Below are 13,706 nucleotides of genomic sequence, written 5' to 3' on the forward strand. Positions count from 1 at the left end.
CACCGGCCGCATGACTGCCTTTAAGAGACGCGACGACGGGAATGACGAAGACCATGAAGATCGGATTGCTGGGCGCCGGCCGTATCGGGCGCATCCATGGGCTGAACGTCGCCGCGCGCGGCGATGCCGAACTCGTCGCGGTCACCGACGCGATGCCGGAGGCCGCGGCCTCGCTCGCCGCCGCGACAGGTGCCAAGGCCACGAGCACCGAGGCGATCCTTGCGGATGCCGCGATCGACGCCGTGCTGATCTGCACGCCGACCGACACTCATGCCGACCTGATCGAGCAGGCGGTTTCCGCCGGCAAGGCCGTGTTCTGCGAGAAGCCGGTTGATCTTGATGCCGCACGCATCCGCCGCTGCCTCGCGACGGTGGAGAAGTCCGGCAAGCCGCTCATGATCGGTTTCAACCGCCGCTTCGACCCGAATTTCGCTGCGCTGGAGAAGCGCTTGCGCGCAGGCGAGGCCGGCGCGATCGAGATCGTCACCGTGATCTCGCGCGATCCCTCGCCGCCGCCGGTCGATTACGTCAAGCGCTCGGGCGGCCTCTTCCGCGATATGATGATCCATGATTTCGACATGGCGCGCTTCCTGCTGGCCGAGGAGCCGGTCGAGGTCTTCGCGCTCGGCTCCGCCCTCGTCGACAAGGCGATCGGCGAGGCCGGCGATGTCGACACCGCTGCCGTCGTCATGAAGACGGCTTCGGGCCGGATCGCCCAGATCTCGAACTCGCGCCGCGCCACCTATGGCTATGACCAGCGCATCGAGGTCCACGGCTCCAAGGGCATGCTGCGCGCCGGCAACATCCACGAGACGACGGTCGAGATCGCGACGGGGCAGGGCTTCCGCGCCGATCCCGTGCAGAACTTCTTCCTGGAGCGCTATGCCGCGGCCTATCGCGCCGAGCTCGACGCCTTCATTGCCGCCTGTAACGGCAAGGCGGCGGCGTCGCCGACCGGCCTCGACGGCCTGAAGGCGCAAATTCTGGCCGATGCCGCGACCGAATCCACGCAGACCGGCAAGCCGGTTCGCGTCGATCTGGGGGACAAGTGATGAGCCCGGCCGAACGCGATCTGCGCTATTACGCGGCTCTCGGTCTCGCCAGCGAGGCGAGCCATCTGGCGCTGGGCTATTTCAACAAGCGTGAATCCCTCGGCATTACCATGAAGGGTGCGCAGGACTGGCTGACCGTCGCCGACGGCAAGGTCGAGGATTTCCTGCGCCGCCGCCTCTCGGAACTCTTCCCGCAGGATACGGTCATCGGCGAGGAGGGCGGCGGCGAGGCCTCGGACGCCGTCTGGATTCTCGATCCGATCGACGGCACCGCGAATTTCGCCCATGGCGACCGCAACTGGTGCATCTCCATCGGTTTCCTGGCGAACCGCAAGCCGGAGATCGGCATCGTGGCGGCGCCTGCCCTGGGTGAGGTCTATGCCGCCCGCCGCGGTGCGGGTGCGACCCTGAACGGCGATCCGATCAAGGTCTCCGGCGCGGTGGATATCGCCCGAGCCTCGGTCGAGCTGGGCTGGTCGACCCGCGTGCCGGCCGCGAGCTATCTCAAGGTGATCGAGCGCGGCTATACAGCAGGTGCTGCGATGAAGCGCGGCGGCTCGGGCACGCTCGGCCTTTGCCATGTCGCCAATGGCTCGAGCGACGCCTATGCCGAGCTCCATATCAACGCCTGGGACGTCGCTGCCGGCATCGTCATCGCAAGCGAAGCGGGCGCCCGGATCAATGATTTCTTCGCCGGCGAGGGGATCGCCAAGGGCAATCCGATCCTGTGCTGCACCCCGGAACTCGCGCCGGTGCTGAAGGAGATCACCGGAATCGTTTAGCCAGCACGATATTCAATTGATCTTTCGGCGAAGTCATCACAGCTTCGTCGCAAGCGGCAAAAAACAAAAGATCCGATCAGGGAGGTTCATATGCAGTCGAAATCCTGGCTCAAGGCGGGGCTTTTCGCCGCGCTCGCAACGGCGGCCTTCGCCGCCACCCCGGCCCGCGCTCAGGGGTCGCTCGTCATGTATTGCGGCGTCCAGGAGGAGTGGTGCCGCGCCATGTCGAACGCCTTCGAGAAGGAGACCGGCATCAAGGTCGCGATGACCCGCAAGTCGGCCGGCGAGATCTATGCCCAGCTCAAGGCGGAATCCTCCAATCCGCGCGGTGATATCTGGTGGGGCGGCACCGGCGATCCGCATCTCCAGGCGGCGGAGGAGGGGCTGACCCAGGAGTATGAATCGCCGAAGAACAAGGAATTGCATCCCTGGGCGCTCGACCAGTGGAAGGCCGCCAAGCATCGTTCGGTCGGCATCTATGCCGGCGCGCTCGGCTTCGGCTTCAACACCGAGCAGATCAAGGCCAAGGGCATCCCCGAGCCGAAATGCTGGGCCGACCTGCTCAACGCCAAGCTGAAGGACGACGTCCAGGTCGCCGATCCCAATTCCTCGGGCACCGCCTACAACCTGCTCGCGACCGTCGTGCAGCTGATGGGCGAGGACAAGGGCTTCGAGTACCTCAAGGCCCTCCACAAGAACATCAGCCAGTACACCAAGTCGGGCGCGGCGCCGGCCAAGGCCGCGAGCCTCGGCGAGACCGCCGTCGGCATCGTCTTCATCCACGACGCGGTGGTCTTCGCCGTGCAGGGCGACCCGATTAAGCCGGTCGCGCCCTGCGAGGGCACGGGCTACGAGATCGGCTCGATGTCGATCGTCAAGGGCGCGCGCAATCTCGACAATGCCAAGAAGTTCTATGACTGGGCGCTGACCCCGGCCGCGCAGGCTCTGGCAGCTCCGGCGAAGTCCTATCAGGTGCCGTCGAACAAGGCCTCGCCGGTGCCCGCGCAGTCGCCGAAGATGGATCAGATGAAGCTGATCAACTACGACTTCGTGAAATACGGCTCCTCGGCCGAGCGCAATCGCCTGCTCGCCAAGTGGGACAAGGAAGTCAAGGCGCTGCCGAAGTAAGGCTGCGTCTCTCCGGCGTGTTTCCCCGGGGAACCTCGGAAACACGCCGTCATCCCGGGCTTGACCCGGGATCCATGCCTGAACCTCCGCCGGATACGCTCCGGCATGGATCCCGGATCTCCGCTTCGCTGCGTCCGGGATGACGCTGGTGGTTCGGGTGCAGGGTAAAGGCTGGGCCGTGAAAGCCGGGGCAACCGGTTCGGACCGACAAGGAATGTGAGGGCAGGGCAACCATGGCGCCAGCGACGAGACTCGTGCTGCTGATCGGCTGGCTCGGCTATGCGCTGATGCCCTGGTATCTCGTCGAGGGCATGAGCCTGACGAACTGGGCCTGGCTCGCCGAATATCCGTTCGGCAAGGCGGGCAGCGCGCTGGCGCTTTCCCTTTCCGGCCAGGCGCCCTGGCTCCTGCCGGTCGGCATTGCGCTCGCGGCTGCGACGATGTTCTGGGGCAGCGCCGACCGTCAGCGTACGGCGACCGTGCTGGTCTGGGCCGGCCTTCTCGGCATGGTCCTGTTCTTCGCCCAGGCCTTCTCGATCGTGCTGAAGGACCAGGGCATTTCCTGGCTTGCAGCCTTGCTCGGCGGAGCAGGTGCCTCGCAACGCGGCATCGGCGGCGGTGCCTTCCTGATGCTTCTGTCGCTGCTCTTCCTGCTCTGCCACGGGCTGGCCTATCGCGGCGTCTGCCGCGGCGACCTCTTCACGACCTCGACGATCGGCCTCGTCGTCCTGCTGATCGGCATCTTCATCTTCTTCCCGGTCGCGATCATCCTGAAGAGCGCGCTGGTCGACCAGAACGGCGCCTTCGCGCCCGCGGCCTTCTTCGAGCGCTTCCTCGATTCCTCGATCTGGGGGCTGGGCTGCCTCAGTGCCAACGTCAATTGCGGCGTCGCCTGGAACACGCTGGTCCTGGCCGTGCTCTGCGGCGTCATCACCACGCTTCTCGGCCTCGCCTGCGCCTTGCTGATCCTGCGCACCGGCATGCCCGGCAAGCGCGTGATGCGGGCGCTGACCGTGCTGCCGATCATCACGCCGCCCTTCGTCATCGGCCTCGCGCTGATCCTGCTCTTCGGCCGCGCCGGCGCGGTCTCGACCGTTCTCTACGAATGGTTCGACATCCCGCGCTCGCGCTGGCTTTACGGCCTGCCCGGCATCTTGCTGGCGCAGGTGCTGGCCTTCGCGCCGATCGCCTTCCTCGTCCTGATCGGCGTGGTGCAGGGCATCTCGCCCAGCCTGGAGGAGGCCTCGCAGACGCTCGGTGCCAAGCGCTGGCAGACCTTCCGCACCGTGACCTGGCCGCTGCTCAGGCCCGGCATCGCCAATGCCTTCCTGCTCGGCTTCGTCGAGAGCATGGCCGATTTCGGCAATCCGCTGGTGCTCGGCGGCAATTTCGAGGTGCTTTCGACCAAGATCTTCTTCGCGGTGGTCGGCGCTTCCTACAATCAGGGGCAGGCGGCGGTGCTCGCCATCGTGCTGCTCGCCTTCACGCTCGGCGCCTTCTGGGTGCAGCAGCGCTGGCTCGGCGATAAATCCTACACGACGGTCACCGGCAAGGGCGATGCCGGGCTGCCGACGCCGCTGCCGCGTCGCATCACCTGGCTCTCTGCGGCCGTGATCGTGCCCTGGGTCGCTCTGACCGTGGTGATCTATATCGTCATCCTGGTCGGCGGCTTCGTCCGCAACATGGGCCGCGACTACACCCCGACCCTGCAGCACTACATCACCGGCTTCGCCATCGATTTCAGCGACGGCATCTATTTCCAGGGCTCGGCCTGGTCGTCCTTCTTCACCACGGTGAAGGTGGCGGCGATCTCGGCACCGCTGACGGCGGTGATCGGCCTGCTCACCGCCTATCTGCTGACGCGCCAGCGTTTCCGCGGCCGGGCCGGGCTCGAATTCGCGACGATGCTCTCCTTCGCCATTCCCGGCACGGTGCTCGGCGTCGCCTATATCCTGGCCTTCAACGTGCCGCCGGTGGAAATCACCGGTACCGGCCTGATCCTCGTCATCGCCTTCGTCTTCCGCAACATGCCGGTCGGCGTGCGCTCCGGCATTGCCGGCCTCTCGCAGATCGACAAGAGCCTGGACGAGGCCTCGACCACGTTGCGCGCCCGCAGCTTCACCACGCTCTGGCGTGTGGTGCTGCCCCTGCTCAAGCCCGCTCTGGTCTCGGCGCTGGTCTACTCGTTCGTGCGCTCGATGACGGCGGTCAGCGCCGTGATCTTCCTGGTCTCGGCCGAATACAACCTCTCCACCGCCTATATCGTCGGGCGCGTCGAGGCCGGCGAGTTCGGCCTCGCCATCGCCTATTCCTCGGTGCTGATCGTCTTCATGGCGCTCGGCATCGTCCTCATCCAGTTCCTCGTCGGCGAGCGCAAGCTCGGCCGGCGTGGCCGCACCGCCACGATTGCCGCCCCGGCGCCCGCTCCCGCGATCGGATAAGGATAAAGACTCAAGATGGCCAAGGCCGGACCCGCTTCCGTCGAATTCCGCAACGTCTCGATGCGCTATGGCGCGGTGACGGCGGTCGACAACATCAACTTCACCATCGAGGCCGGCAAGCTCGTGACCCTGCTCGGCCCCTCCGGCTGCGGCAAGACCACGACCCTGCGCATGATCGCAGGCCTCGAGATCGCGAGCGACGGCCAGATCCTGATCGGCGGCAAGGACGTCACCAAGCTCTCGGCTGCCGATCGCGACGTCTCGATGGTGTTCCAGTCCTATGCGCTCTTCCCCCATATGAGCGTGCTCGACAACGCCGCCTACGGCCCGACCGTGAAGGGCCTCGGCAAGGAGCAGTCGAAGCAGATGGCGCTGGAGAAGCTGGCGCTGGTCGGCCTCAAGGGGTTCGAGAACCGTTACCCGTCGGAGCTCTCGGGCGGCCAGCAGCAGCGCGTCGCGGTGGCGCGTGCCCTCGTGCTGGAGCCGCAGGTGCTGCTCTTCGACGAGCCGCTCTCCAATCTCGATGCCAAGCTGCGCCGCCGCGTCCGCGAGGAAATCCGCGAATTGCAGCAGGACCTCAACCTGACCGTGGCCTATGTCACCCATGATCAGGAGGAGGCGCTCGCCGTCTCCGACCGCATCATCGTGATGTCGAATGCCCGGATCGCGCAGGAAGGCGCGCCGCGCGACCTCTACGAGCAACCCTCCAACGCCTTCGTCGCCGACTTCATCGGCGATGCGAATCTGATCGACGTCACGGTGAAGGCGGTGACTGACGACCGCGCCGATGTCGCGATCGGCTCCGCCACGGTCACCCTGCCGGCGCGCGGCATCGGGCCGGGATCCGCCAAGGTCGCGATCCGGCCGGAGGCTTTGCTGCTGGGCGAGCCGGGGCTGGGCGGTTCGCTGCCGGGCACGATCCGCAAATGCGCCTATCTCGGCAACCATCTCGACATCATGGTCGAGACCGAGGTCGGTGAGCTCTTCGTCGTGCAATATGGCGGGCGCGAGATGCTGGCGCCCGGTACCGCGGTCTCGGTTTCCTTCGCCAAATCCGGCGTAACGCTGATCCCGCCGGCCTGAGCGCTGGCGAAAACCGGGCATCTCCCTTCGCGGAGCCACCAGGGCTGAAAGTGCCGCCCAAATATCAGCACTTTCAGTGTGTATTTCTGTTGAGTTGGCTAATCAAAAATTGATAGATTTAGCCGAAGATCAACGCCTGAATCGGGGAAAGACCGCACGAAAATGGCCATGGGCGAGAGCGCTACCAACATCCTGATCCACCTTGCCGGCGGCGTCGCGCTGCTGATCTGGGCGGTCAGGCTGGTGCGAACCGGCGCGATGCGCGCCTTCGGCTCGCAGCTCAGGCAGGCGCTGCAGAGTTTCACGCGCAATCGCTTCGCCGCTTTCGGCAGCGGCGTCGCCGTGACCATGGTGCTGCAGAGCTCGACGGCGACGACGCTGCTGGTCTCCTCCTTCGCCGGCCAGGCCCTGATCGTGCCGGCCATGGCGCTCGCGGTGCTGCTCGGCGCCAATCTCGGCACGGCGCTCGCGGCCTTCGTCATCTCGATGGACCTGGGCTGGCTCTGGGGGCTCTGCGTCGCCATCGGCGTCGCCATGTATCTCTCCAGCGAGGCGATGGAGCGTCCGCGCAATATCGGCCGCGTGCTGGTCGGCATCGGCCTGATCCTGCTCTCGCTGATCGAGCTCAACACGGCCGCAGCCCCGCTGGCGCAGTCGCCGACCTTCCGCGTGGTGCTGGCCGCCATGGGTTCCGAGCCGCTGCTCGGCATCCTCGCCGCCATCGCCGCGACCTGGCTCGTCCATTCCAGCATCGCCATCATCCTGCTCGTCGCCACCTTCGCGGCGTCGGGCCTGTTCCCGCCGGCGACGGCGCTCACCCTGGTCATCGGCGCCAATCTCGGCAATGCCGTGATCCCGGTGCTCGACCAGCTCGGCGCGCCCGCCGCCCAGCGCCGTGCCGCCGTCGGCAACCTGCTGACGCGCCTGATCCTGGCTCTCGCGGTGCTGCCCTTCGTCGGCCCGCTTTCGACCTGGCTCATCGGCTTCTCCTCGTCCGAGGCCCGGCTCGCCATCGAGTTCCATGTCGTGCTCAACGTTGTCGGCGCGCTGGTCTTCCTGCCCTTCGTCGGGCCGATTTCAGGCCTGGTTGAGCGTTTCATGCCCGGCAAGCAGGACAAGGCCGAAGCGGTGACGCCGCGCTATCTCGATCCCAACGCGCTCGACAGCCCGACCGAGGCGCTTGCCGGCGCCATGCGCGAGGCGCTGCGCCTCGGCGATCGCGTCGAGGCCATGCTGCGCGATACCATGACGCTGCTGGAGAAGGACGAGCTCAAGCTCTCGCGCGCCATCGCCCAGGCCGATGACGGCGTCGACACCATTCACGAGTCGATCAAACTCTATCTGGTCAAGGTCTCGCGCAACGAGCTCTCCGAGGAGGAAAGCCGGCGCCTGTTCGAGATCATCACGCTGATCACCAATCTCGAGCATATCGGCGACGTCATCGACAAGAACCTGCGCGAGCTCGCCGAGAAGAAGATCCGCAAGCGCTACTCGTTCTCGCCGGAGGGCCTGGCGGAGATCCGCGATTTCCATCATCGCGTCGCCTCCGCACTGGCACTGGCGCTCAACGTCTTCGCGACGCGCGATCTCGATCTCGCCCGCCAGCTCTTCGCCGACAAGGCGGCGATGCGCGATGCCGAGCGGCGCGCCACCGACAGCCATTTCCAGCGCCTCCGCTCGGGGCGGTCGGAATCGATCGAGACCAGCGCGATCCATCTCGACATCATCCGCGATCTCAAGCGCATCCACGGCCATATCGTCTCGATCGCCTATCCGATCCTGGAGAGCGCCAACGAGTTGCGCGAGAGCCGTCTGCGCGAGACGAAGGCGGCGGCCGAGCAGCGCGAGATGCCGACCGTGCTCATTCCCGCCGCGCATTCTGGCGGTTGAGGGCTTCGCGGGTTTCCCGTCATGGTCGGGCTTGTCCCGACCATCCACGTCTGCGCTGGTTGAACGTCGTGTCCAAGACGTGGATGCTCGCCACAAGGGCGAGCATGACGGCGGTGGAACGATGACGGCTTTGCGTGCCGAGCCAGCCCGCGTCAGCGTGGCGCCGCCAGGATAATCGCGGCGCCAGCGAGGCAGATGATGCCGCCGGTCAGGTCCCAGCGATCCGGCCTGATGCCTTCCACCGCCCAGAGCCAGCCGAGCGAGGCGGCGATATAGACCCCGCCATAGGCGGCGAAGGCGCGTCCTGCGGCGGCGCTCTCGACCAGCGTGAGGAGCCAGGCGAAGAGCCCGAGCGAGACCAGCCCCGGCACCAGCCACCAGATCGGCTTGCCAAGCCTGAGCCAGCCCCAGAAGGCGAAGCAACCGGCGATCTCGAAGAGGGCAGCGCCGATATAGGCGGCGATGGTGGGCATGGCATCATCCGGTAGGGACGTAAACGAGGTTCCCTCGCGGGAAGCCTCAGTCTAAGCCGTCATTGCGAGCGAAGCGAAGCAATCCAGGAGCGGCAGGGCTCTATGTGTCCTGGGTTGCTTCGCTTCGCTCGCAATGACGAATGGTGCGCCACGCAAGCAAGTCGGGGTCATGTCAGCAAAGAACATCGCCATCATCGGCGCCGGCCCGGCCGGCCTCATGGCTGCCGAGCGGCTGGCGAGCGCCGGCCATCGCGTCACGGTCTACGAGCGCATGGCCTCGCCCGCCCGCAAGTTCCTGCTCGCCGGGCGCGGAGGCCTGAACCTCACCCATTCCGAGCCGCTGGACGCCTTTCTCGGGCGCTACCGCGAGGCGGGCGACTGGCTGGAACCGGCCCTGCGCGCCTTCCCGCCACAGGCATTGCGCGACTGGGCCGACGAGCTCGGTGCGGAGACCTTTATCGGTTCCAGCGGCCGTGTATTTCCGCTGATGATGAAGGCTTCGCCGCTGCTGCGCGCCTGGCTTGGCCGGCTTGACGGATTAGGCGTTCGGCTTGCCTCTGGTCGGCTCTGGACCGGCTGGGATGCCGATGGAGCCCTGATGTTCCGCCTCGCGAACGGTGAAGCCGAGGCGATCCGCCCCGATGCGACGCTATTGGCGCTCGGCGGCGCGAGCTGGCCGCGGCTCGGTTCCGACGGTGGCTGGGTGCCGCTGCTGGCGGCGCGCGATGTCGCGGTCTCGCCGCTGCGCCCCGCCAATGGCGGCTTCACGGTCGCCTGGTCGCCGCAGATGAAGGAGCGCTTCGTCGGCCAGCCGCTGAAGCGGATCGTCATCCGCTGCGCCGGCGAGCAAGCCGCGGGCGAGGCGATGATCGACGCCGATGGCATCGAGGGCGGCGCGATCTATGCGCTGTCGGCAACCATTCGCGAGACGATCCGGCGCGATGGCGCCGCCACGATCGATATCGACCTGCGCCCCGATCTCTCGGCCTTGGAGCTCGCCACTCGCCTCGCGAAGCGGCGCAAGGGCGAGACGCTCAGCAATCACCTGCGCAAGGCTGCGGGCCTCGCACCGGTCGCCATCGCCCTGCTGCGGGACGCGGCCGGCGCAACCCTTCCGACCGAGCCGGATGCGCTGGCGGCACTGATCAAGGCAGCGCCGCTGCGCCTTGGCGCTCCCATGCCGATCGCGCGTGCCATTTCGACGGCCGGCGGCATCATCAGTGACGAGTGCGATGGCGGCTTCATGCTGAAACGCCTGCCGGGTGTCTTCGCGGCCGGCGAGATGCTGGACTGGGAGGCGCCGACCGGCGGCTATCTGCTCCAGGCGAGCTTCGCGACGGGCGTCGCGGCTGCGGCGGGCATCGAAGCCTGGCTGGCGGGTCAGGGTTGAGCCAATAGCGGCGCGTCGATTGAAGCGGGCAGGGCGCCTTTGAAACCTCCGCTCATCCCGTGCCGGTCAGCCGGCGTGCGAAGCTGTGTCCGCCATCCACTGTCGAGATTTCGCCGACCCGCGCCAGCGAGATCAGGATGCCGCGGATGGCGTGCTCCACCTTGAGGCCCTGGCGGAAGCGCGCTGCGATCGCCCTCGCATCGATGGGCGCCGCGTTCCCCGCCAGTGCCGCGAGTACGGCGGCGACCCGCTCCACGGCCTCGGCCGGAAAGACGGGCTTGCCGGCGGCGGCCGATAGCGGTTCCGGCAGCAGCGTGTCGATCTGCTCGCCGACTTTGGCCGGGGCGCCGAAGCGCGGACGCTGATAGTCCGGCCGGAGCCAGCGCACCAACCCTTGAGCCTCCTCCTGCGCGCGTTGCCGATTGAGGGCGACGAGCCGGGCCAGCACCTCTTCCTCGCCGAGCTCGGCCGGCCAGCCATAGGCTGCGGCCACGGCGGTATCGATCGCCTTGTGGTGTTCGTCGAGGATCATGACGAGGCCGCGATCGCGGATATCCGCCTCCGCAGCCGTCAGCGCGTAGCCGGCATGGAGCGCCTCGCGAACATTGTATAGCTTGGTCAGCGTTAGTTCGGGATGTTCCGTCAGAACCTGTTTGCGCAGGGCATCGAGCGCTTCCGCCGGGCGGCGGATCGCTTCGCGTTGATGCTCGGTCGCATCGGGGAAGGGGAATGGGTCGAAGCAGCGGGATTTCACATAGACCGCATCGCGTTCGTAGACGCCGCGCTTGCCGGCGCTGGCCAGGTACCAGGTCTTGTGGATGCGGGATGACAGGACGCCGAGCGTGTGCGCATCGGAGAGGGCGACCGCCAGGATCTTGTTGTCCGGCAGGATCGAGGCATCAAGGAACTGAAAGATGCGGTGCTTGGCGGTTTCGACCGTGGCGATATAGCGCTGGAGAGGAGCGAGGGCTGGACGGATCTCGTCGCGCGTTCGGCCGAAGAGCCACCACCTTGCCTTGATATCGGCATCCCTGTTGCGATCCCGCTCCGCTTTCACCGTGCGAAGCAGGTGTTGATAGACCTCGGGATAATGCTCCCGAACCTCATCGGGCTGGAGTCCGTACAGATCGATGGCCATGGCGCCACGCGGGCGAGCCATCAGATCCCGGCCATTGCGGTAGGTTCGGATATGCTTCTCCAGCTCGGCTCTGCGGCCGAGACCCAGCATCTGTGCTTCCTCCTGCGACACGAGGAAGCCCTTCCCGAACAGCATCATGCCGCGCGAGCTGAGTCCGCTATTGGCCTGAAGCCCCGAGGCCTGAGCAGTGTCGGCACCGATCGTGAGGTCGGAATTGATCCGTCCCTCGCTCTCCCGCAGTTCGATCTGGGGCTGGTCGGTGTCGAGTTCGTCTTCGGACAGGACCGTACAGAGCTTGCCGTCATGATAACCCGCTTGCGCGACCGTCATCGCGATCCGGACGGCGGCGGTGTCCCGCCCGGCCTTCGTCCAGGGATGGTCGGGAATCGCCATGATGATCGACAGCGGCCGCTTGCCGCCGAGATGCCGCTCGACCGTGCGGCGCTGGAAAAGCTGGGTGATCGAGTTGGTGGTGACGAAGCCGAAGCGGCGCAGGCAGGTGCCGGGTCGGGTCAGCAATTCGGCGGCGTGGTCCCACCAGTACATCACGAGATCGGCGCTTTCGTTCATCTGCGGATGCGCTGCCCAGAGCGCCTCGGCGTAGCTGTCCCCGAGCCTTGCCCGTAGGTCCTTGCCACCGATGAAGGGCGGATTGCCGACGATGAAGGCGGCTTCCGGCCATTCCGGCCGGCGCGGGTTGGGCAGGGCCTCCCGCCCATCGCGCCATTGCGGGATCGGCCAGCCGTCCCAGCTCAGCACCGCGTCCCGCTTGTAGATATGGTCGAGCTTTTCGAGGATCGGCTCGCGCGGCGCATGAGGGCGCGTGCGGAAATGCCATTGCAGATGGCCGATCCACAGGACGAGATCGGCGATGGCCACCGCCCGGCGATTGGTCTCCATGCCCAGGAATTGATGCGGCCCGACCTGATGGGCGGCGAAGCCGGAGAGCTCCTCGTTGCGGCCGAGCTCGCCCGCGGCATCGAGCACTTCGCCTTCCAGTTTCTTCATAAGCTCCTGTGAAACGTGCAGAAAATTCCCCGTCCCGCAGGCCGGATCGAGAATCCGCGTGGTGCAGAGCGTCTCGTGGAAATCCTCGACCAGCGCCAGCGCCTTCCGGGCTTCGCCGCCGTCGCGCGCCTGCTGTGCTGCGCCGAGCACGGCCCGCCAGTCCTCGCGCAGCGGGCCGATCACGGTTTCGACGACCAGCCGCTCGACATAGGCACGCGGCGTGTAATGCGCGCCGAGCCGGGCGCGCTCCTGCGGATCGAGCGCCTGTTCGAGCAGCGTTCCGAAGATCGCGGGCTCGACCTCCTTCCAGTCATGCTCGGCCGCGGCCAGCAATTCGCCGATCTCCTCGCGCCCGAGCGGGAAGACCTGGGCATCCTCGTAGAGCTTGCCGTTGAAGCGCTTCATCCGCTCGCGCACGGAGGTCGAGTATTCCCCCTTGTCCATCGCCTGCCATAGCTCCGAGACCAGCGGCAGGAAGGAATCCGGCGCGTCGCGGCATTCGCGTAGCAGGGCCTTGAAGGCGTCCTTGCGGATCAGCCCGACATCCTCGGCGAACATCGTGAACAGGCAGCGCATCAGGAAGAGCGCGACCTCCTCCGGATCATGCGCGCGCTCCAGCACCCGGGAGACGGCGGCCAGCCGCTCGGCGATGGCGCGTGTGACGCGGGCCGCATGGCGGGCAGGATCGAGCGAGGAAGGCTCGGTCCAGATCGCCGCGAGGCGCTGGCGCAGCCCGGCATCGCGCAGATCGTCGAGATAGACGCGGTAGCTCTGCCGGTCGGGAAACTGGACGTAGTTCTTACCCTGCCCGGTGAAGTCGGCATAGAACTCGAAGCAATGTCCGACATCGCAGACGATCAGGAAGGGCGGCCAGCCATGGCTCACCGGCAGCGCCTTGGCATAGTCCTCCGCCTGGCGTCTGGCATTGAGCATCAGCACGTCCCAGGCGCGATCGGCCCCGCGCCTCCCGCGCGGCCCGGCCGGTTCCGCGAAGGGCAGGGCGCCTTGCGCCGGCAACACCTCCTTGGCCTGTCCCTTCAGGCGGCTCTGCTTGGCTTCGAGGACGAAAGCGCCTTTCCGATAGAGGTCGATCCGGCCGGTCGTATGTCCGCCCTGCCCATCCGGAAAGCGCACGGGATACTCGAAGCGATAGGTCACGGCATCGGAATCGCTGGTCGGCGGCTGCGGCGGCTCGACCCCGATCAGCCCGCAGAACTCGCTGAGGAATTGCGCATAGGCCGCCCGCTCCGCACCTTCCGAGAGGCGCCAGCGGGCGATGAAGGCTTCGACCGCCTCGGCCTCGGACCCGCCCCCCGACATG

Annotated in this window: 9 protein-coding genes; 7 read left to right on the plus strand and 2 right to left on the minus strand. The window is 66.7% G+C overall.

Translation table 11 applies throughout. From position 1 onward, the window contains the following. Positions 1-41 precede the first annotated feature (41 nt). The 6 genes from iolG (at position 42) to FHT98_RS16360 (ending at position 8,376) form a co-directional block, all read left to right on the plus strand. Positions 42-1,052, plus strand: coding sequence for an inositol 2-dehydrogenase (gene iolG / locus FHT98_RS16335; protein WP_248309237.1), 1,011 nt, complete (start codon positions 42-44; stop codon positions 1,050-1,052). Further along, positions 1,052-1,834 carry an inositol monophosphatase family protein gene (locus tag FHT98_RS16340; protein WP_091858406.1) on the plus strand — a complete coding sequence of 261 codons (783 nt, stop codon included), beginning with the start codon at positions 1,052-1,054 and terminating at the stop codon, positions 1,832-1,834. Before iolG ends, FHT98_RS16340 begins: the two co-directional genes overlap by 1 nt. A gap of 90 nt (positions 1,835-1,924) precedes the next feature. Next, positions 1,925-2,962 (plus strand): ABC transporter substrate-binding protein, encoded by a 1,038-nt coding sequence (locus FHT98_RS16345; RefSeq protein WP_091858403.1) that lies wholly within the window; start codon positions 1,925-1,927, stop codon positions 2,960-2,962. Positions 2,963-3,195: 233 nt separating this feature from the next. Beyond that, positions 3,196-5,403 carry an ABC transporter permease gene (locus tag FHT98_RS16350; RefSeq protein WP_142114636.1) on the plus strand — a complete coding sequence of 736 codons (2,208 nt, stop codon included), beginning with the start codon at positions 3,196-3,198 and terminating at the stop codon, positions 5,401-5,403. Positions 5,404-5,418: 15 nt separating this feature from the next. Next, positions 5,419-6,486 (plus strand): ABC transporter ATP-binding protein, encoded by a 1,068-nt coding sequence (locus FHT98_RS16355; protein ID WP_091858397.1) that lies wholly within the window; start codon positions 5,419-5,421, stop codon positions 6,484-6,486. A 168-nt stretch (positions 6,487-6,654) separates the two neighbouring features. Then, the gene (locus FHT98_RS16360; RefSeq protein WP_162766431.1) at positions 6,655-8,376 is read left to right on the plus strand and encodes a Na/Pi cotransporter family protein; all 1,722 of its coding nucleotides are present in this window, start codon (positions 6,655-6,657) and stop codon (positions 8,374-8,376) included. A 152-nt stretch (positions 8,377-8,528) separates the two neighbouring features. Here FHT98_RS16360 and FHT98_RS16365 read toward each other — a convergent pair whose 3' ends face one another. Continuing rightward, the gene (locus FHT98_RS16365; protein ID WP_142114637.1) at positions 8,529-8,849 is read right to left on the minus strand and encodes a YnfA family protein; all 321 of its coding nucleotides are present in this window, start codon (positions 8,847-8,849) and stop codon (positions 8,529-8,531) included. 169 nt (positions 8,850-9,018) lie between these two features. Here FHT98_RS16365 and FHT98_RS16370 point away from each other — a divergent pair, with 169 nt between their 5' ends. After that, complete coding sequence (locus FHT98_RS16370) at positions 9,019-10,239, plus strand: BaiN/RdsA family NAD(P)/FAD-dependent oxidoreductase (protein ID WP_142114638.1); 1,221 nt, start codon at positions 9,019-9,021, stop codon at positions 10,237-10,239. Positions 10,240-10,291: 52 nt separating this feature from the next. Here the strand turns inward: FHT98_RS16370 and FHT98_RS16375 are convergent, their stop codons facing one another. Next, on the minus strand, positions 10,292-13,705 hold the full coding sequence (locus tag FHT98_RS16375; RefSeq protein ID WP_142114639.1) for a class I SAM-dependent DNA methyltransferase: 3,414 nt from the start codon (positions 13,703-13,705) through the stop codon (positions 10,292-10,294). Position 13,706 lies beyond the last annotated feature (1 nt).

Source organism: Allobosea sp. AK1 (assembly GCF_006714945.1).
Lineage (GTDB): Bacteria > Pseudomonadota > Alphaproteobacteria > Rhizobiales > Beijerinckiaceae > Allobosea > Allobosea robiniae.

Coding starts and splice junctions, on each gene's coding strand:
- FHT98_RS16370 (WP_142114638.1), top strand. CDS start 9,019: ATGTCAGCAAAGAACATCGCCATCATCGGCGCCGGCCCGGCCGGCCTC.
- FHT98_RS16375 (WP_142114639.1), bottom strand. CDS start 13,705: ATGTCGGGGGGCGGGTCCGAGGCCGAGGCGGTCGAAGCCTTCATCGCC.
- FHT98_RS16350 (WP_142114636.1), top strand. CDS start 3,196: ATGGCGCCAGCGACGAGACTCGTGCTGCTGATCGGCTGGCTCGGCTAT.
- FHT98_RS16340 (WP_091858406.1), top strand. CDS start 1,052: ATGAGCCCGGCCGAACGCGATCTGCGCTATTACGCGGCTCTCGGTCTC.
- FHT98_RS16355 (WP_091858397.1), top strand. CDS start 5,419: ATGGCCAAGGCCGGACCCGCTTCCGTCGAATTCCGCAACGTCTCGATG.
- FHT98_RS16345 (WP_091858403.1), top strand. CDS start 1,925: ATGCAGTCGAAATCCTGGCTCAAGGCGGGGCTTTTCGCCGCGCTCGCA.
- iolG (WP_248309237.1), top strand. CDS start 42: ATGACGAAGACCATGAAGATCGGATTGCTGGGCGCCGGCCGTATCGGG.
- FHT98_RS16365 (WP_142114637.1), bottom strand. CDS start 8,849: ATGCCCACCATCGCCGCCTATATCGGCGCTGCCCTCTTCGAGATCGCC.
- FHT98_RS16360 (WP_162766431.1), top strand. CDS start 6,655: ATGGGCGAGAGCGCTACCAACATCCTGATCCACCTTGCCGGCGGCGTC.